Origin of the sequence: Phenylobacterium sp. (assembly GCF_035944335.1) — a bacterium.
Taxonomy (GTDB): domain Bacteria; phylum Pseudomonadota; class Alphaproteobacteria; order Caulobacterales; family Caulobacteraceae; genus Phenylobacterium.
Genome location: NZ_DASZBG010000037.1, coordinates 21384 through 40051, shown reverse-complemented (window position 1 = coordinate 40051; position 18668 = coordinate 21384). Strand labels below are relative to the sequence as shown.

Below are 18668 nucleotides of genomic sequence, written 5' to 3'. Positions count from 1 at the left end.
CGCGCTCATGGAAGTCCTCCTTCGGGACAGGAACCGGGTGACGGGCGGGATTGATCCCGTCTAGCCTTCTCACCTGGGCCGGCGACGAGGGAATCTCAAGATGAGGCGGATCTGGCTGGCGGCGGTGGCGCTCATCGGGCTTTCGGCCTGCGGCCAGCCCGCGACGCACGCGGTGAAGGCGGTCGCGCCCCAGGCGACGGCGCGCAAGGCGGGGCTGTGGGAACAGACCACCGTCTCGCCGGCCGGGACCCAGGTGACGCGGCTGTGCGTGGGGCCGGGCGACAAGGCGGGGTTCGCCCTGACGGTGGCCGATGGCGCGAAGGTCTGCGCCGAGCCGAAGCTGAGGCCGCGGGTGGGCGGCGGGTTCGATTTCACCGCGGTCTGCGACCTGGGCGACAACGGCCGGCAGAGCGCGCACGCGGCGATCACCGGCGACCTCACCGGCGCCTACCGCGAGGAGGTGGAGACCACGGTGACCGGCGCCAAGGCCCAGCAGATGAACGGGGTGCGGCGCTATACGGTGACGGCCGCCTGGAAGGGGCCCTGTCCGGCCGACATGAGGCCGGGAGAGCTGGAGCTGCCCGGCGGGGTGCGGATCGATCCGGGGGCGGGGGGGTAGGAAAATCCTCCCCTCTTGGGGGAGGTGGTCCGGAGGACCGGAGGGGGCTTCCGCCGCGGAGTCGCCGCTGCGCGTTCTGAGTGGAAGCCCCCTCAGTCGCTTCGCGACAGCTCCCCCAGAGGGGGAGCATCTTTTCAGACCAGCTCCACGGCCATCGCCGTGGCTTCGCCGCCGCCGATGCAGAGGCTGGCGACGCCGCGTTTGAGGCCGCGGGCTTCGAGGGCGGCCAGCAGGGTGGCGAGGATACGGGCGCCGCTGGCCCCGATCGGGTGGCCCAGCGCGCAGGCGCCGCCGTTGACGTTGAGCTTCTCGCGCGGGATGGCGAGGTCGCGCTCGGCGATCATGGCGACCACCGCGAAGGCCTCGTTGACCTCGAACAGGTCGACGTCGTCGATCGTCCAGCCGGCGCGCTTGAGGGCCTTCTTGATGGCCGGGACCGGGGCGGTGGTGAAGAGGCCGGGCTCATGGGCGTGGGCCGCGTGGCTGGCGACCCGGGCGACGACGGTCATGCCGAGCTTTTTCGCCACGCTCTCGCGGGTCATCACCAGGGCCGCGGCGCCGTCGGAGATGGAAGACGCGTTGGCCGCGGTGATGGCGCCGTCCTTGGCGAAGGCGGGCTTCAGGGTCGGGATCTTGGCCGGGTCGGCCTTCATCGGCTGCTCGTCGTCCTCGACGAGGACCGCGCCCTTGCGGGTGACCACCTCGAAGGGGACGATCTCCTTCCTGAAGGCGCCGGAGGTGATGGCCGCCTTGGCGCGCTGCAGCGAGCCGATGGCGTAGTCGTCCATGGCCTCGCGGGTGAACTGGTACGACTTGGCGGTCTCCTCGGCGAAGGACCCCATCAACCGGCCGGGTTCGTAGGCGTCCTCGAGGCCGTCCAGGTACATGTGGTCGAGCATCTGGTCGTGGCCGATACGGGCGCCCGAGCGGTGGGATTTCGACAGGTAGGGGGCGTTGGTCATGCTCTCCATGCCGCCGGCGACGACCACGTCGACCGTGCCGGCCGCCAGGCTGTCGGCGGCGAGGATGGCCGCCTGCATGCCCGAGCCGCACATCTTGTTGACGGTGGTGGCCTCGACCGAGGTGGGCAGGCCCGCGCCGATGGCGGCCTGGCGGGCCGGCGCCTGGCCGAGCCCGGCCGGCAGGACGCAGCCCATGAGGATCTGTTCCACGGCGTCCAGGGGGACGCCGGCGCGTTCGACCGCGGCGCGGAGGGCCGCGGCGCCCAGGTCGGTGGCCTTGACCGGGGCGAACACCCCCTGGAAGCCGCCCATGGGGGTGCGGGCGTAGCTGGCGATGACGACGGGGTCGGCGGGGGCGTGGGTCATGCGGGGGGATATAGGCGCGGGCAGGCCGGCCGTCATCGCCCCTTCTCCCTTGCGGGAGAAGGTGGCCCCCGAAGGGGGTCGGAGGAGGGGTTTCTCGGCGACGGCGGCTGGACGGATGGGGTTGCGCGCGGCGGCCGGAGCGCGACCCCTCTTCCGTCAGCCTGCGGCTGACACCTTCTCCCGCAGGGGGAGAAGGGGACTACGAGTGTTTGTGGTTCAGCCCCTTCAGCGTCTCGGCGAGGCGCGCCTCCTTGCCGACCTTGCCGCCCTTCTTGGCCGCGGCGTGCAGCTTGGCGGCGGGGATCTTCTCGTCCTTGGGGACGTGCAGGGCCTCGTGCAGGGCGCCCTTCTTCTTGGTCGCGCCGGCGATCCATTTCTTCTTTTCGGCCATGGGTGTCTCCTTCTTCGCGAAGGATAACCACCGGATGTCATCCCGGTTTCGACCGCAGGGAGAAGACCGGGACCCTTTGCGCCGGATTGCGACCATCTGGCGACGAGGGTCCCGGATAGCCGCTGCGCGGCTTCCGGGATGACACCTAGATTTGCGCCCGCCGGGTTCCGGCGATGAAGCCGCCGCCGAGCACACGGCTGGGGGTCTCGGGGTCGTAGAGGACGCAGGCCTGGCCCGGCGCGACGCCTTCCTCCGGCCGATCGAAGACCACGCCGGGCTGGCCGTCGACCCGGGCCAGGCGGCCCGGCGTGGGCGTGGCGGTGGAACGGACGCGGGCGAGGACCGGACGGCCGGCGTCGCAGGCCGCCGCGATGGACGGGCCGTCGCCGATCCAGTTCGTTTCCTTCAGCGTCAGGGCGTGGGTCAGCAGGGCCTCGCGCGGGCCGACGATCACAGCCCGCGCCTCGGCGTCGATGCGCACCACGAACAGCGGATCGCCGACGGCGACGTTGAGGCCGCGCCGCTGGCCGATGGTGTAGCGGGTGACGCCCTCGTGGCGGCCGAGCACGCGGCCGTCGAGGTGGACGATGTCGCCGGGCTCCGCGCCCTGCGGGCGCAGGCGGTCGATGACGGTGGTGTAGCGGCCTTCGGGGACGAAGCAGATGTCCTGGCTGTCGGGCTTGTCGGCGACGGCCAGGCCCAGCTCAGCGGCCGCGGCGCGGACGGCGGGCTTGGGCAGGCCGCCCAGCGGGAAGCGCAGGTCGGCGAGCTGGTCCGGCGTCGTCGCGAACAGGAAGTAGGACTGGTCCCTGGCCGGATCGGCCGCGCGGTGCAGCTCGGCGCCGGCGGGGCCCACCGCGCGGCGGACGTAGTGGCCGGTGGCCATGGCTTGCGCGCCCAGGTCGCGGGCGACGTCCAGCAGGTCGCGGAACTTCACCGTCTGATTGCAGCGGATGCAGGGGATCGGGGTCTCGCCGCGCAGGTAGCTGTCGGCGAAGTCCTCGATGACCTGCTGCCGGAAGCGGCTTTCGTAGTCGAGGACGTAGTGCGGCACGCCCAGGGCTTCGGCGGCCATCCGCGCGTCGTGGATGTCCTGGCCGGCGCAGCAGGCGCCCTTCTTCTGGATCGCCGCCCCGTGGTCGTAGAGCTGCAGGGTGACGCCGACCACGTCGTAGCCGGCCCTGGCCAGCACGGCCGCGGTGACCGTGCTGTCCACCCCGCCGGACATGGCGGCCACCACGCGGGCCCCCACCGGCAGGCGCACGGCCTCGCGCGCGGCCTCGATGAGGCCGGTGGAGAGGTCGGACGCTGCGAAGGGCGCGTTCATCGCGGCCTACATAGAGCGTCAGGCCGGGTTTTTCGAGCCTACTGGATCTGCAGCAGGTTCAGGAGCGAGGAGTTCTTGAGGGTCTGGAAGACCTGGGCGGCGGCCGCGAAGGAGGTCTGGGCGAGGGTCAGGTCGGCGGCGGCCTTGCCCATGTCGGCGTCGGTGATGTTGCTCATCATGGCGCCGATGGTGTTCTGGCGGCTGGTGAGGTCGGTCTTCACGGATTCGACCCGCTGCTGGGCCATGCCGTTCTGGGCGGTGATGGTGATGACCCCGGTGTGGGCGGCGTCGAACGCGGTGAGCTGGGCTTCCAGGAAGGTCTTCTGGGCCGCGGTGAGCGTGCCGTTGAAGGGACCCGAGCCGCCCTGGTCGAAGGCCTCCACGCCCTGCAGGGCGGTGAGCACCGGGGTTCCCACGTCGGAGGCCAGCACGCCGGTGGTGACGGTGGTGGAATCGTCGACCTGGGCCTGGGCCTTGAACTGGTCGTTCTGGAACATGGTCGAGATCGGCGGCCCGGCGGTGAGGCTGGCGAGCGTGGTGGCGGTGACCGGCTGGGTGTTGATGGCCCCGCCGGCGAAGATGTAGGAGCCGTTGTACTTGGTGTTCATGGCCCCCACGGCCTGGTCCATGGCGCCCTGCAGCTCGCTCATCAGGGTGGTGCCGTCGCCGCTGGCCAGCGCGTCGGCGATCGCCTGGCGGGCGGTCTGGGTGGCGGAGGCGACCTGGCCCAGGGCGGTGTCCTGGGTGGTCAGCTTGTCGGCCACCAGGTTGTTCTGGGTCTGGAAGTTGTCGAGCCGCGTCGACACCGACTGCATGGCGGTGAGCAGCTCGTCGTTGGCCGCGAAGCCCTTCAGGTCGGTGGCGTTCTTGTGCGTCGAGACCCGCTCGCTGGCGTCGAGCTGGGCCTGCTGGGCCGACATCAGGTTGGCGAGAACCGTCGAATAGTTGCCGATGGTCGAGACGCGGGTGACCATGTGCTAGCTCCTTACCCCACCATCGTCAGAAGGGTGTCGAACAGATCCTTGGTGGCCTGGATCATGCGGGCCGAAGCGTTGAAGGCCTGTTGATAGGTCTGCAGGTGGACCAGCTCCTCGTCGAGGTTGACGCTTTCCACCGACTCCCGGCGGTTGACGGCCTCGGTCTGGATGGAGTCGGCGCTCTTGGTCTGGGTCGCCGCGGAGGCCGCCTGGCGGCCGATCGAGCCGCCGAACTCCGAAGCGTAGCGCGAGACCGTGGCGCTGACCTGGCCGAGCGTGCCGGCCGCCTGAAACAGGGTGGCCTGGTCGCCGGAGGCGGCGATGGCCACCGCGCCCTGGCCGTCGCCGGGCCTGAGCGACGACTGGCCGGGCGCCACACTGAGGTCGAGCTTGGCCAGAGCCAGCTTGGTGGGATCGGAAACGATCACCGGGTCGACCGAGAAGCTGGAGGCCCGGGCGCTGCGCTGGACCACGCCGATGCCGAACAGCTGGGAGAACGAGGGCCCGCCCGCGCCGCGCGAGGTGGTGTCGGTGACCACCGTGAGCCCGGCGTTGGACGGCGGGCCGCCGGTGAAGCTGAGCGTGCCCTGGGGATCGAGGGCGAACTGGCCGTAGAGGCCGACGCCGGCGACATTGCTGTTCAGGGCATTGAGCATGTCGCTCATCTGCGGCAGGGCCGGCATGGTGACGGTGACGTCGCGGATCGGCTTTCCGTCGGGCTGTGACAGCCGGAAGGTGATCTGCTGGCCGGGCGCGAAGCCGGAAGGATCGGTGGGCTGCAGGCCGGTCTCGTAGGTCGCAAAGCCGTTGGTGCGCACCAGGTCGTTGAGCCCGAAGAAGGCCGAGAAGGCGCGGCCGGCCTTCTGGGACGTCCCCTCGTCGATGGCGACGCCGTTGCCGCCGGTGGCGGCGATCGACAGCTGATTGCCCACGTAGGTCGCCGAGCCGTTGGCGCCCAGGGCGGTGTTGAGGTCGGCCAGGAAGGTGGCGGGCGAGGTGCCGGTGGGCGCGCCGCCGTCGACGCTGATCGTCTGGGCGGTGAAGTCGATGGCGATCTGGTGCTGGGCCACGCCATTGGCGTCGACGATGGCGATGGTCGACTGGCCGGTGAAGCCGCCCACCGCGGTCGGCAGGTCGAGGCCGGTGTTGCGGCCGGTCAGGCTGGCGGGCGCGGGCACGGCGCTGGCGGCGTTGTGGGCGGCGTTCAGCTGCGCCACGGCGCGCGAGGTGAACTCGCCGAGCTGGTCGGAGATGCCCGGCAGGGCGGTGTTGCGCAGGTCGAGGAGGCCGCGCAGCTCGCCGCTGGTGGTCTGCACCGGCTGGGCGGAGCCGACGCCGGGCGGGGTGGCGGTGATGTAGCCGGGCGTCGAGACGCTGCTGACGTAGCTCAGGCTGGCCGCCTGGTCGCCGGCCAGCAGCACGCCCTCCGGCGAGCGCACGTCGACGCCGCCGCCGTCGCGCTGCGAGACCTTGACGTTGATCAGGCCCGACAGCTGGTCGAGCAGCTGGCTCTGGATGTTCTCCGCGCCCGAGGCGTCGGCATTGACCAGCGAGGCGCGGCTGATGTCGGAGTTCAGGCCGCTGATCTGCGACAGCAGGCTGTTGACCTGGTCGACGTCGGCGGAGATGCGGGTGTCGACGGTGCTGGTGAGCTGGCTGAGCTGGCCGTTGATCTGCTGGGCCGAGCTCAGGAAATCCTGGACGTTGGAGATCGCCTGGCTGCGCAGCAGGTTGTTGGACGGGTCGTTCGCCGCCGAGGCGAAGGCCGAATAGATATTGTCCAGGCCGCTGAAGAACGAGCTGGCGGCCGAGGGGTCGCCGAACAGGGACTGGGCGTTGTCGAGATACTGCGAATAGACGCCCCAGCGGCCGCTGTCGGCGCCGGCGGTCAGGCTGGCGAGCTGCAGGTACTGGTCGGTCACGCGGCGGACGCCGGTGATCTGCACCCCCATGCCCATGCCGTTGACGGTCAGCTGCTGCTGGTCGACGGTCTTGCGGACATAGCCCGGCGTGTTGACGTTGGAGATGTTGTCCGAGACCGTCCGCAGGCCGACCTGGGCGGCCATCAGGCCCGAGGTGGCGGTCTGCAGGGCGACGCTAAGGCTCATGGCTTAACCCTCCGCCCGGCAAAGGCTGACGCGCGAGTAGGCCGTTTCTGCCGGGCGTAAGGTGTACGCACGCGCGGGGGCCTGCAAAAAATCCCGCAAATTCAACATGGTCCCCCTCTGGGCCCAATGGATGTCGGAAAGACACGCGCAAGTCCGGCGCCAGTCGCCCGGCGGGCCGCGGCGGGCCGTGGCGGGCGGCAGACAACGCCCCACCCGACCCCGAACGGCTCGGCAATTTCCGCCCGGAGGTGGGGGCCCCGGCGCCCAGCGGGATCGGCGTTTTGCAAGTGAAAACAACAACCTGACCAGATGGCGCAAAGGTTGCTCCGGAGAGTGCGAATAAGCCCGGCGCAGCAGGCGCCTTGCCGCTTCCACCCAGGTCCCGATGTCCGCGCCCATGCTCAATGCGTCGCTCTTCCAGCCCCCCGGCGCCGCCGCCGGGACCGGCCAGGGCGTCGGCGCGGCCCATGCCGGCGCGGCGACGCAGGGCGGAGTTCTGGCGGGCTTCGAGGCGCTGCTGGCGGCCCTGTTCGGCCAGGCGGCGGGCGGCGACGCCACGGCCGCGGCGGCGGCGCAGATCCCCACAGCGGCCAATCCCGCCGGCAGCCCGGCGGCGGCCGCCTCGGGCGCGAAGCCCGCCATCAAAACCAAGGACGGGGGCAAGGGCGACGGCAAGACGGGCGGCGGGCAGACGGACGCCCCGGCCCAGGCCGGCGCCACGCCGGACGCTGCCGCGGCTCTGCTGGCCGGCGCGGCGGCGACGCCCCAGACGGCGACCCCGCAGACCGCCACCGCCCAGAGCCCGGCTCCCCAGGACGGCGACGCCGCGGCGGCGGCCGGCGACGGCAAGGCGAAGACCGCCGCCGCCCCAGCCACGCCCGGCTTCGCGATGGCGACGGCCGGCGACGGCAAGACCGCCGTGCTGCAGGCCGCCGCCCAAACCCAGGCGCAGGCGCAGGCGCAGGCGGGTTTGCCGGCGGCCGGCGCCAGCCCGGCACCCCTCGCCGAGACCCCGGCCAAGCCGGCCGTCCAAGCGGCGACCGAGGATCCGCAGCTCGCCACGGCTGCCGGCCCCGCCCCCGCGACCGCGACGGGGCCGCAACCGGCGACGACGCCCGCAGCGCCGCAGACCGCCAAGTCCGACGCCCCGGCGCTCGCCGCGGCGACGAGCCCGGCGGCGGCGCCTCCCACGCCCGCCCAGACGGCCGCCGCCGCGCCAGCCGCCGCGGCCGCGACGCCCACAGCCGCCGACGCGCCTGCCCCTGTGCAGACGGCCGCCCAGATGGCCGCCCAGACGGCTTCCCTGGCCGACAGCGCCGCCGCGCCGGTCCTGGCGCCGCCGCCGGATCCGCAGCCACCCAGCCAGACCTCATCGGCCCGTCCCGGCGCGCGGGAGCGCACGGGGGGCAAGGCCGCCGCGGGGCCCGCCGCCGCACCGCACGGGCCGGCGACCGCCAAGCGCGCGGAGGGGGCCAAGACCGAGGCGGTGGCCGAGGGCGCGGCGTCGCCCGCCCCCGCCGAGGACAAGGCCGACCCCGTCGCCACCGCCGCGACCGGCGCCGCCTCCGACAGCCGCGCCGACGACACCCAGACCCAGAGCTTCGCCGCCGCCGACCCGACCAGCCCGAACCCCGTGGCCACGCCCCAGGCGATGCAGGCCGCCGCGGCGGCCGCGCGCGGCGCGCCGCAGACCGTCGCCAACCTGGCGGCGCAGATCGTCAAGAAGCTGGAGGCCAAGACCACCCGCTTCGACGTGCAGCTCGACCCCGCCGGCCTCGGCAAGGTGGACGTGCGCGTGGAGATCGGCGCCGAGGGCCGGATGACCGCGGCCCTGGCCTGCCACACCGAGCAGGGCGCGGCCGAGCTGAAGGCGCGCTCCGGCGAGCTGCAGCAGGCCCTCGAGCAGGCCGGCTTCGACGTCTCCGGCGGGCTCTCCTTCGAGATGGCCGGCGGCCAGGGCGGCCAGACCGGCCCCGGCCAGGGCCAGCACGACAACAGCGGCCAGGCCTTCCGCGGCCGGGCCTTCCAGACCGCGCTCGACACCGCCGGCGACGCCGCCCAGGCGGCGGCCGATGTGGCGCTGCGCCTCAACCGAAGCCGGGCTTCCGGCGTCGATATCCGGATCTGAAGGACTTAAGCGATGACCACGCCAGTCGCCGGAACCACCACCCCTACGCCGGCCGCCAACCCGGCCGCCGCGGCGAAGACCAGCGCCGACGCGCTGAGCCAGCTGTCGGGCAACTTCCAGACCTTCCTCAGCCTGTTGACCACGCAGCTGAAGAACCAGGACCCGCTGTCGCCGCTGGATTCCAACCAGTTCACCCAGCAACTGGTGCAGATGAGCGGCGTCGAGGCGCAGCTGAACACCAACAACCTGCTGCAGCAGGTGGCGACCAACACCTCGAACGGCGTCTCCACCGCGGTCGGGCTGATCGGCAAGAACGTGAAGGCGGTGAGCAGCACCGCCAACCTCACCGGCGGCCAGGCGCAGTGGACCTACAACCTGCCCTCGGGCGCCGCCGACGTGAAGCTGGAGGTGGTGGATTCCACCGGCAAGGTGGTCCACGCCGAGGCGCCGTCCGACATGAGCGCCGGCGACCACAACCTGGCCTGGAACGGCAAGGACCTGAACGGCGCCAAGCTGCCCGACGGGCCCTACAGCCTGCGGGTGACCGCCACCGACGCCTCCGGCGCGGCGCTCAACGCGACGACCTATGTGCAGGGGCTGGTCACCGCCGTCGAGCAATCGAGCGGCAAGACCCTGATCACCGTGGGCGGCAGCCAGGTGGGCTGGGACAGCGTGGTGAGCATCACCCAGCCCGGCGCCACGACACCGACATCAACCGCGCAAGGCGGCCCATGAGCCGCCTTCGCATTTCCCAGCAACCCGGACGGCAAAACGCCGCCCTGCCTGACGGCCGAACCGCGCCGTCCGGATCCGCAGCAGGCGGGCCCTCAGACAAAGGACGGAAGGACCCATGAGCATCAATTCCGCAATGCTCGCCGGCGTGTCGGGCCTCGTGGCCAACTCCTCGGCGCTCGCAGCGATCTCGGACAACATCGCCAACGTCAACACCATCGCCTACAAGCGCAACCAGGTGAACTTCGCCAATGTGGTGACCGCCCAGGCGGTCCAGGGGAGGTACTCCGCCGGCGGCGTGCAGGGCGTCACCCACACCTATGTCAGCACCCAGGGCCTGATTCAAAGCGCGGGCTCGACCACCGATCTGGCCATCTCCGGCGACGGCTTCTTCGTGGTCACCAACAAGCCCCAGGGCCTGACGCCGGCCGACACGCGGGAGTTCACCCGCTCCGGCCAGTTCAACGTCGACGCCTCGGGATTCCTGGTGAACGACGCCGGGCTCTACCTGCAAGGCTGGCCGGCGGCGGCCAACGGCACCTTCGCCATCGACCCGTCGGACCTGACCAAGCTGGCCTCGATCAACGTCAAGAACCTGGGCTCAGCCGTCCAGGAGACCGGCAACGTCGGCATCAGCGCCAACCTCAACAGCGCCACCGTGGTTTCGGCAGGGGCGGCGACCTATGCGCTGGCCGGCGGCAAGAGCATGGCCGACTTCGCCGCCGGCGCGGCCACCGGCACCAAGCCGGACTTCACCGTCGACATGACCGTGACCGACTCCCAAGGCGGTCCGCGCAAGCTGGAAATGGCCTTCCTGAAGACCGGGGCCAACACCTGGGCCTCGGAAGCCTATGCCGTCCCGGCGGCCGACGTGGCGGTGGCCGCGGGCGTGGCGCCGGGCCTGGTCGCCTCCGGCAACGTCGCTTTCCTGCCGGACGGCGCGATCGACCCCAACCCGCTCAACACCACCTTCCCCGGCGTCCTGGCGGTGGGGGCCTCGGGCGGCGCGGCGCCGGCCTGGGGCGCGGCGCTGGGCATCGCGGCCCAGAACGTCAACCTCGACCTCACCAAGCTCACCCAGCAGAGCGCCTCCTCGACGGTCAACACCATCTCCAACGATGGGGCCGGGGTCGGCAACATCGTCGGCGTGCAGGTGGACACCCACGGCGTGGTCTCGGCGATCTACGACAACAGCCAGGTCCGCAAGATCGCCAAGGTGTCGGTGGCCACCTTCTCCAACCCCGACGGCCTGAAGCCGGTGAGCGGCAACGCCTACCAGGTGACGATCCCCGCCGGACCGATGGTGCTGAAGGACCCGGGCGTCGGCGGCGCGGGCCAGATCTCGCCCTCCAGCCTGGAATCCTCGACCGTGGACCTCTCGGCCGAGTTCACCGGCCTGATCTCCACTCAGAAAGCCTACTCGGCATCGTCGAAGATCATCACGACAGCGGACACTATGCTGGATGAGCTGATCAATATTATTCGATGATCCTGGAACTTAACTGGCGTTAACATTCAACACTGATTGGTTATGTACCAGAACGTTACACGAGGGGGAGATGGTTAGTCGTTTCTTTACTATAGCGATTCAGCGGCCGTTAGGGCGCGGCGGCTATGTTTCCCGTCAACTGTGATGGTGGGAAGAGCTTAAAAGCCATGTTGCAACAACAGCAGGTGCGCACCAACAGCCGCGGCGAGGCCTATGTGATCGGCCCCACCGGCGCGCCCTTGACGATCAGGGACCTGCCCCCGCCCAACACCGGGCGATGGGTGATCCGCCGCAAGGCGGAGGTGGTCGCCGCTGTCCGCGGGGGCCTGCTCTCGCTGGAGGACGCGCTCGAGCGCTACACGCTCACCTCCGAAGAGTTCCTGGCCTGGCAGCGCTCGATCGACCGCCACGGCATGGCGGGGCTTCGCACCACGCGACTGCAACAGTATCGCTGAACCGTTTCCACTCCCCCCGGATAGGTTCGCGACAGCGGCCGCGCCCAAGTCAGGGCGCGGCCGTTTTCTTTTTGGGGATCGCGCGCTGAAGGCGCGCGGGGCGCGCCCAAGCCAGGGCGCGGCCGTTTTCTTTTGGGGATCGCGCGCTGAACGCGCGCGGGGCGCACCGGCCCCAAGGAGCCCTCATCGCCGTCGAACGGGCGCCGGCGCACCGGCCGCCCGGCGTGGGCGATGAGGCTCTTCCGGCGCGCTAGAAGTGGTGCGTGCAGAACGCCAGCAGCAGGATCACGGGCACGGGCACGCCGATGGCCCACAGTAGGATCGATCGCATGGGACCTCTCAAGGTTTAGGACAGCTCCGCCAACGCGAGCGTGGCCGCAGGCGTTCCGCGGCCAGGGCCGCCCGGCACTCGCGCCCCCCGCGCAAGGACCCCCGATACTGCGCTGCGGTAGCTAAATGCTGCGTTGCGATGTCGCGAAACCCACAATGAGTGGGCGATCGATTGCCAGCACCGGGAACGGCAACTAGCGCGGCGTAACGGCGTTCTGCATATGCGCCGTCAACCCGCGTCAGGACCCCATGCTCACCGCCGTGCTCGCCGCGGCCTCCATCCTGGGGGCCCATCCCCTCTCCGCCACCGATTCCGCGCGCCAGGCCCTGGTGGTCCAGAGCGGCGGGCGCACCGTGATGCGGCTGGACGCGACCGGCTTCGTGCAGGCGCGCGGGTGCAACGGCGCGCTGATGCATGTGGGCGATCTGACCGGCCCGAAGGGGCGGATCCACATCGAGAACGACGGGGCGCTCACCGGCCTGACCTGGGACGTCAACCTCACGCCGGACCAGCGCGCCTCCTTCCGGCTGATGATGCGCGCGCTCGGCATGTCGGACCACCGCGCGCTTGGGGACGCCTGCCTGCCCACCGGCCAGTCGGGCTCGGACGTCGTCGACGCCTTCAGGGATGAAACGGCCGGCCCATAGGCCGCTCCGAAACCTTGCGGACCGTGACCAAGATGCGTTCGCGCTCGCCCGGCGCGCGCTCCACCAGCAGGCGCGCCACCTGGGCGTCGTCGTGGAAGGCGTAGCCCTTGATGGCGTCGAGGATGGCCTTGGCCAGGTTGTCGAGGTCGAGCCAGGGCGGCTCGCCGACATATTCCATGCGGATTTCGACGGAGAATTCCCCCCAGGAGGGCCTGGAGCCGCGCCAGACCTTGCGGAAGAATTCGTAGATCAGGGGCTTGTAGTACTTGGCCTGGGTGGTCAGGCCGTCGACCTCGACCACCATGGCGCCGTCGCCCTCGCGGGCGCGCACCTTGCCGTGCTGGGTCCAGGGATCGGACATGGGCGGGTTCTAGAGCCTTCGCCGGCCCCGTGACCCGCTATTTTTTCGCGACCGCCTCGGCGGGCGCGAAGGGCCGGACGTGGGACTTGGTGCGATGGTCCTCGATATGCGGGCAGCCGGCGGCGTCGACGCCGCGGTAGTAGTGCTTCTGCCAGCGGTCGGCGGGCTTGGTCGGCGGGTTCGACGCCATCTGCTGCTGGAAGGCGTCGCGCGAGGCGCTCCAGTCCTGGAAGGCGCTGGCCAGTTCCGGCGCGGACTCCAGGGGCGCGAAACGCGGCTCGAACCGCTCGAGCGCCGCCCGCTCGATCGGGAACAGGAAGGCGAACGGCTCATCCGCCTCGAAGCGGATCTTGTGGTTCGGCCGGGTGAAGCGCCAGTTCATGGTGAAGGTGAACGGCGACCAGTCGGTCTCCACCAGGCCCGAGAGCGGCGCGATGCCGTCCTTGCCCTGGTTGGGCGGCCCGCCGACCCACAGGTTCCAGCCCGGGGGGGTGCGGAACAGGCCGGCCACGTGGAAGGTCAGGACGCCCTGGCCGAACATCGAGGATGGCGCGCTGGCCGGATCCACCTCGCCTTCCACCGAGACCTTCACCGCGTCGACCCCCGCCCCGCCATCCCACCAGGCGTCCACCGCGCAACGGGTCGCCACCTCCCAGCCGTGGCCGTTGGCCATGCTCAGCGGCAGGCAGCGGTAGGCGAAGGATTCCGGGGTGGCGTCCATCCACGGGCGTTGCGGGCGGGCGGGACGGATCTGCGGGTTCCAGCTGGGATGCAGATAGCAGATCAGGTCCATGGCATGGCCTCCGCGGTCGCTCTCGAGATCAGTGCGCGCCGGCGGCCCGCGTGACCAGCCCGTAGGCCGGGAAGACCGACGCCAGCGAGCGGACCTCGGGCAGGATGTAGACGATGCCGCTGGACTTCAGGAACGAGGGGCGGACCACGGTGTCGTAGAACCGGGCCGGGACGTTGATGCAGCCGTAGGAGATGCGGTTGTCGTCGATCGAGGGGCTGGCCAGGCGCTGCAGGCGACGCTCCTTGGGCTTGCTGGTGACCACCCGGTGCAGGGAGATCGCATCGGCATAGTCGACCCACAGGACGTCCTTGACGCCCAGGTCGGCGCCCAGGGAGGCGACGAAGCGCCCGGCCGGGGTGGTGCGTTCCTCCGGACGTATGGTCGAGAGCTCGCGCTCGCCGATGCCGGGCACGCTGTCGTCGCCGCGCGCCATGCCCAGCAGGGCGGCGGACTCGCCGCGCAGGCGCCCGTCGGGCCGGAAGACGAAGACCCGGGCCGCCTTCTTGTCGATGATCACGAACGGCATGCCGTGGTTGTCGCCCGAGGCGACGATCCAGTCGGCGACGGCGCGGGTGTCGTGCGACGCCGGGTGGGCCTGAAAGTCGGCGTGGGCGGCGGCGGCCGGCAGGGCGCGGGCGGCGCCGGCCATCAGCCCCAGCCAGAGGACCCCGGCGCTCAGCGCCGCCCTTGCCAGCGTTCGCATGTCGATCCCCCTCCTGGTCCGGCAGTCTAGTTCCGATCCGCCTTGCGGCGATAGACCGGCGCCACATAGGGGACCGGGGTCGGCGCGGGCGCCGGCAGGACAACCGGGGCGGGGGCCGGAACCTCGATCGGCTGGGTGTCGACGATCAGGATCGGCGCCGGCAGGCGGACGCCGGGTCCGATGACGGCGAAGATCACACCGGCCGGCAGCACGGGAGCGAGCGGCGGCAGTTCCGAAATCGGCGGGGGCGCGATGGCGACCGGGGCGGGCGCCGGCGTCGGCACGGGCGTCGGAACCGGCGTGGGCGCGGGTGTCGGAACCGGCGTCGGCGCGGGCGTCGGGACGGGGGTCGGCGCGGGCGTCGGCACCGGAGTCGGGACCGGCGTGGGCGCGGGAGTCGGCACGGGGGTGGGAACCGGGGTCGGGACCGGCGTGGGCGCAGGCGTGGGAACCGGCGTCGGCGCAGGCGTCGGAACCGGCGTGGGGACGGGGGTCGGCGCAGGGGTCGGGACCGGCGTCGGAACCGGGGTCGGAACCGGTGTCGGAACCGGGGTCGGCGGCGGCGCGGCGCCGATCGAGCCGTTCGACCGCAGCACGCCGGTGCAGCAGTTCTGCGCCAGGGCGTAGAGGCCCGCGCTGGGCCCGGAGATGGAATAGCCGCTGAAGGTGATGCCGATGCCGGAGCCCGGATTGGGGTCGTCGAAGTTCGCCGTGTGGCCCGGGCCGGCGGCCAGGCTGACGCCGGCCGGATTGCCGATCAGGCTCAACAGCAGGACCGAGGTGTTGCCGTCGAAGGTCTTCGTGCCGGTGGGGAAGACCAGCATGTGCTGGGTGATCGCCGCCGAGCCCGAGAGGCTGAAGTTCGGGGTGTAGTTGGTCGGCGAGCTGTAGGAGACCGGGTTGTAGTTGATGGTGATCGGCGCGTCGGTGACGGTGGCCGAGCCGCCGAAGGTCAGGGTTCCGCCGGCCACGCCCGGGCCTGAGCCGCCAAGGCCGGCGCCGAGGAACAGGCCCTGCTGCAGGCCGAGGCTCTGCGAGGCGATGGCCGCGCCGCGGGTCAGGGTCAGCACGGCGTTCATGTTGATGTTGACGCCGGCGCAGAGCGTGATGTTGCCGTCCGTCGTGGTCATGGCCGAGGAGATGACCAGGTTGCGCCCGGCGCTCATCAAGACGCTGCCGTTGGTGGTGGTGACGGCGCCGCCCATGTTGACGTCGCGCACGCAGCAGACGACGAAGTTGCCGTTCACGGCGGTGACGGCGGCGTTGATGTTGACGTCGCGGTCGGCGTTGAGCGTCAGGGTCGTGGTGTTGGGCGCGGCCGTCCAGCTGACCGCCTCGTTGACGTTGATGTCGCCATTGCCCGGGGTCGAGGTGTGCAGGTTGCTGGTCGGCGGAGTCCCGGCGGTGACCGTGTTTGACCCGGTGGTGGTGGAGATGGTGACGCTGTTGGTGACCAGCAGCGCCGAGAGCGTCGCGCCGGAGATGTTCTGCCCCGCGGCGATGGTGAAGTCCTGCGGGTCGATCAGCCAGGTCCCGGTGACCCCGAGCGGGGCCGCGGTGGTGATGTTGGTCCCGTCGGCGACATTGACGCTGGCGCCGGAGGTTTCGATCGCGCCGCCGTCGCCGCCCTGCGGCGCGCCGGCGTCCAGCGTGCCGCTGACGTTGACCGAGCCGGAGCTCATGTCGGCCATCAGGCTGATGCGGCCGTTGCGGCTCTCGAGCGTGCGGGCCTCGATGATGCCGGTGTTGTTGACGGCGCTGCGCAGCAGGGCGTCGGCCGAGCGGGCGGTCATCAGCACCCGACCGCCGTCGGCGCGGATCAGGCCGCCGTTTTCGGCGAGCGCGTCGAGGGCGCCTTCATCGACCGTGACGTTCAGGAGGCCGTCGCCGGCCACGTCGAGGGTCATGGCCGAGCCCGCGGCCAGCGACACCGCGCCGAGCCGGGCCGAGATCACGCCCTGATTGCTCACATGGCCGCCGAGCAGGGCGACCGAGCCGCCGTCCGCGGTGATCGAGCCCTGGTTGACCACGGCGCCCGCGCCGCCGCCGGAGAACCGGTACTTGCCGGCCATGAAGTCGGCGGTGTCGATGGACAGCGTCGAGGCCACCAGGCCGCCGACATTGACCTGCGCGCCCGACCCGAACAGCACGCCGTTCGGGTTGACCAGGAACACCTGGCCGTTGGCCGAGAGGCGGCCGAGGATGGTCGAGGGATCGGAGCCCAGCACGCGGTTCAGCGCCACGGAGCGGGCGTTGGGCTGCACGAAGGTGACGCTCTCGCCCTGGCCGATCGAGAAGCTGCGCCAGTCGATGGCGGCGTTCTGGGTGGACTGGTTGATGGTCAGGCTCTGGGGCGCGGCGACGATCACCGCCTGGCCGCCGACCACGACGCCATCGTGCGGGATCGCGTAGGCGCTGGTGCTCATCGCCAGGGCGAAGGAACCCGCGAGCGCCGAGGTGGCGATGAGGCGCGCGCGGCAAGCCAGGCTGGCTCGGCCGGTGCGCGTCGGGTTGGCGATGGTGGCGTTCATGGCGGTCGTCCTTGTGTCTGACGGCGGAGCTGCGGTGCGTGTTGCTGACGCCGCCATCAGAAGAGCTGTGAGATCTGCACCCAGACGCGGCCCGAACGGTCGGGCGCGGAGAGGGCGCGTTCGCTGCCGAGCTTGGCGGCGTAGGAGACCTTGGCCAGGAAGCCGTGGTCGTTGGACCAGGCCAGGCCGACGCCGGCCGCGCTCAGCGAGCGGCTGTTCTGGCCGGGGGCCCAGGGCTGTTTGTCGATGGTGATGTCGCCGTGGTCGACGAAGGCGAAGGCCTGCAGGTGGCCGCGCGTCCATTGCGACAGCCGCGCCAGGGCGAGCCGGGCCTCGAGGGTGGCGATATAGCCCTGGTCGCCGTAGGCCTCGCCCTCGGGATAGGCGCGCACCCCATAGGCGCCGCCGAGCTCCATCTTCTCCGAGGAGTCGAGGTTCTTCGAGGCCAGCTGGCCGCGCACGTCGCCATAGAGCGAGAGCGGACCGGCCAGGGCCTGCTGGCGGGCGACCTCGAACGAGAGCTTGTTGTAGCCGCCGTTGCTGCGCGCGGTGATCGCGTCGATGGCGCGGACGGCCGGGGTCTTGATGTCGAGGTCGCCGATCGCCCAGCTGGCCGACCAGGTGGTCCAGCCGCCGCCCCACAGGCCGTCGCGGTGGTCGCCCGCCAGGCCAATGATGGCGACCGTGGCCGACTTGTCGGTGACCGAATTGGTGGAGGTGACCCGGTCCTTGAACTTGCGGGCGTCGAGGTCGCCCTGCAGGTAGAGGTCGGTGTCGCGCGAGCGGATCAGCGGATAGCTGGCGTAGAGGCTGGCGACGTCCACCGTGCCGCGCGCGCCGAGCGGGGCGAACTCGCGGCCCAGCCGGTAGGCGAGGTGGGCATAGGCGACGCCGATCGTCGCGTCCTGCACTTCGCCCTGATAGGAGCCGCGGACGTAGTTCAGGCCCGATCCGGCGGTCAGCACGCGCAGGCTGGCGACATCGCCCCAGCCGAGCGGCTCGTTGAAATTGACGGTGGCGCCGGCGCGGTACTGGCCGGTGTAGCGGTTGCCGGCGTTGTCGGCCTCCAGGCTGCCGCTGATGCTGCGGCCGGGAGTCAGGGCGACCAGCAGGTCGGAGGTCCCGACCGCCTGGCCGGGGCTGAGGGTGGATTTCACCGCCACGCCCGGGAGATCGGAGAGCAGGAGCAGGCGGCGTTCCAGCGGCGCGGTGGCCACGATGTCGCCCGGCTTGAGGCCGGCCAGGATGCTGCGCGCCAGGCGCGTGGAGACCCTGGACTGGTTGTCGAGGCCGACCATGCCGTAGCGGCCCTCGACCACGGTGATGGTCACCGCGCCCCCGGAGACATCCTGGGCGGCGATATAGGCCTGGGCGACGAAGTAGCCGTGGCGATTGTAGAAATCGGAGATCCGCGCGGCCAGGACGCGCAGGCCGGCGAGATCCAGTTCGGCGCCGGGCTGGAAGCCGGTCGCCGCGATCAGCTCGGCCTCGGTGAAGCGGGTTTCGCCGGTGACGCGGAGCACGCGGACCACGATCCGCGGGCCGGCCGCCTCCGGCGCGGCGGGGGGCCGACCGCGCTCGATGCGGATGTCGGGGATGGATTTCGGCTGCGCGGGCGCGGGCGGAATCTGTTGAAGCTGTGCGCCGCCGGGCGCCGGCTGCGCGAGCGCGCTGGAGGCGGCCGCCAGCAAGGCGACCGTCAATATTGACGTTTTCATGGTGGCCCCGCGTGCTCATCCGGAGAAACC

16 protein-coding genes are annotated in these 18668 nt (G+C 71.3%); 6 read left to right on the top strand and 10 right to left on the bottom strand.

What is annotated here, in order from left to right:
- Positions 1 to 100 precede the first annotated feature (100 nt).
- The gene (locus VGT80_RS06690) at positions 101 to 619 is read left to right on the top strand and encodes a DUF3617 domain-containing protein (protein ID WP_327454084.1); all 519 of its coding nucleotides are present in this window, start codon (positions 101 to 103) and stop codon (positions 617 to 619) included.
- A gap of 134 nt (positions 620 to 753) precedes the next feature.
- Here the strand turns inward: VGT80_RS06690 and VGT80_RS06685 are convergent, their stop codons facing one another.
- The 5 genes from VGT80_RS06685 to flgK form a co-directional block, all read right to left on the bottom strand.
- Entirely contained in the window at positions 754 to 1947 is a 1194-nt protein-coding gene (locus VGT80_RS06685) for an acetyl-CoA C-acyltransferase (RefSeq protein WP_327454082.1), read from the bottom strand.
- Positions 1948 to 2146: 199 nt separating this feature from the next.
- Entirely contained in the window at positions 2147 to 2338 is a 192-nt protein-coding gene (locus VGT80_RS06680; protein WP_327454080.1) for a hypothetical protein, read from the bottom strand.
- A gap of 145 nt (positions 2339 to 2483) precedes the next feature.
- The gene (gene mnmA, locus VGT80_RS06675; RefSeq protein ID WP_327454078.1) at positions 2484 to 3665 is read right to left on the bottom strand and encodes a tRNA 2-thiouridine(34) synthase MnmA; all 1182 of its coding nucleotides are present in this window, start codon (positions 3663 to 3665) and stop codon (positions 2484 to 2486) included.
- Positions 3666 to 3703: 38 nt separating this feature from the next.
- Positions 3704 to 4639 (bottom strand): flagellin, encoded by a 936-nt coding sequence (locus VGT80_RS06670; protein ID WP_327454076.1) that lies wholly within the window; start codon positions 4637 to 4639, stop codon positions 3704 to 3706.
- An 11-nt stretch (positions 4640 to 4650) separates the two neighbouring features.
- A complete protein-coding gene (gene flgK, locus VGT80_RS06665; RefSeq protein ID WP_327454074.1) occupies positions 4651 to 6750 on the bottom strand; it encodes a flagellar hook-associated protein FlgK in 2100 nt (699 codons plus the stop codon).
- Positions 6751 to 7135: 385 nt separating this feature from the next.
- Here flgK and VGT80_RS06660 point away from each other — a divergent pair, with 385 nt between their 5' ends.
- The 5 genes from VGT80_RS06660 to VGT80_RS06640 all read left to right on the top strand — a co-directional run bounded on the left by VGT80_RS06660 (position 7136) and on the right by VGT80_RS06640 (position 12532).
- Complete coding sequence (locus VGT80_RS06660; RefSeq protein ID WP_327454072.1) at positions 7136 to 8878, top strand: flagellar hook-length control protein FliK; 1743 nt, start codon at positions 7136 to 7138, stop codon at positions 8876 to 8878.
- Positions 8879 to 8890: 12 nt separating this feature from the next.
- Positions 8891 to 9613, top strand: a complete 723-nt coding sequence (locus VGT80_RS06655; protein WP_327454070.1) for a flagellar hook assembly protein FlgD — start codon at positions 8891 to 8893, stop codon at positions 9611 to 9613.
- 115 nt (positions 9614 to 9728) lie between these two features.
- Positions 9729 to 11099: a flagellar hook protein FlgE gene (locus VGT80_RS06650; protein WP_327454068.1), complete on the top strand. Its 1371-nt coding sequence runs from the start codon at positions 9729 to 9731 to the stop codon at positions 11097 to 11099.
- A 167-nt stretch (positions 11100 to 11266) separates the two neighbouring features.
- Positions 11267 to 11554, top strand: coding sequence for a DUF1153 domain-containing protein (locus tag VGT80_RS06645; protein WP_327454066.1), 288 nt, complete (start codon positions 11267 to 11269; stop codon positions 11552 to 11554).
- 579 nt (positions 11555 to 12133) lie between these two features.
- A complete protein-coding gene (locus VGT80_RS06640; RefSeq protein WP_327454064.1) occupies positions 12134 to 12532 on the top strand; it encodes a hypothetical protein in 399 nt (132 codons plus the stop codon).
- Here the strand turns inward: VGT80_RS06640 and VGT80_RS06635 are convergent.
- The 5 genes from VGT80_RS06635 to VGT80_RS06615 are packed head-to-tail and all read right to left on the bottom strand — an operon-like array spanning position 12507 to position 18623.
- Positions 12507 to 12893 carry a RusA family crossover junction endodeoxyribonuclease gene (locus VGT80_RS06635; RefSeq protein ID WP_327454062.1) on the bottom strand — a complete coding sequence of 129 codons (387 nt, stop codon included), beginning with the start codon at positions 12891 to 12893 and terminating at the stop codon, positions 12507 to 12509. The two genes, VGT80_RS06640 and VGT80_RS06635, sit on opposite strands and share 26 nt — an antisense overlap.
- 37 nt (positions 12894 to 12930) lie before the next feature.
- Positions 12931 to 13686 carry a DUF6065 family protein gene (locus VGT80_RS06630; protein WP_327454060.1) on the bottom strand — a complete coding sequence of 252 codons (756 nt, stop codon included), beginning with the start codon at positions 13684 to 13686 and terminating at the stop codon, positions 12931 to 12933.
- Positions 13687 to 13714: 28 nt separating this feature from the next.
- Entirely contained in the window at positions 13715 to 14389 is a 675-nt protein-coding gene (locus VGT80_RS06625) for a L,D-transpeptidase (RefSeq protein WP_327454058.1), read from the bottom strand.
- 26 nt (positions 14390 to 14415) lie between these two features.
- Positions 14416 to 16920: a filamentous hemagglutinin N-terminal domain-containing protein gene (locus tag VGT80_RS06620; RefSeq protein WP_327454056.1), complete on the bottom strand. Its 2505-nt coding sequence runs from the start codon at positions 16918 to 16920 to the stop codon at positions 14416 to 14418.
- A 56-nt stretch (positions 16921 to 16976) separates the two neighbouring features.
- Complete coding sequence (locus tag VGT80_RS06615; RefSeq protein ID WP_327454054.1) at positions 16977 to 18623, bottom strand: ShlB/FhaC/HecB family hemolysin secretion/activation protein; 1647 nt, start codon at positions 18621 to 18623, stop codon at positions 16977 to 16979.
- Between the last annotated feature and the right edge of the window lie 45 nt (positions 18624 to 18668).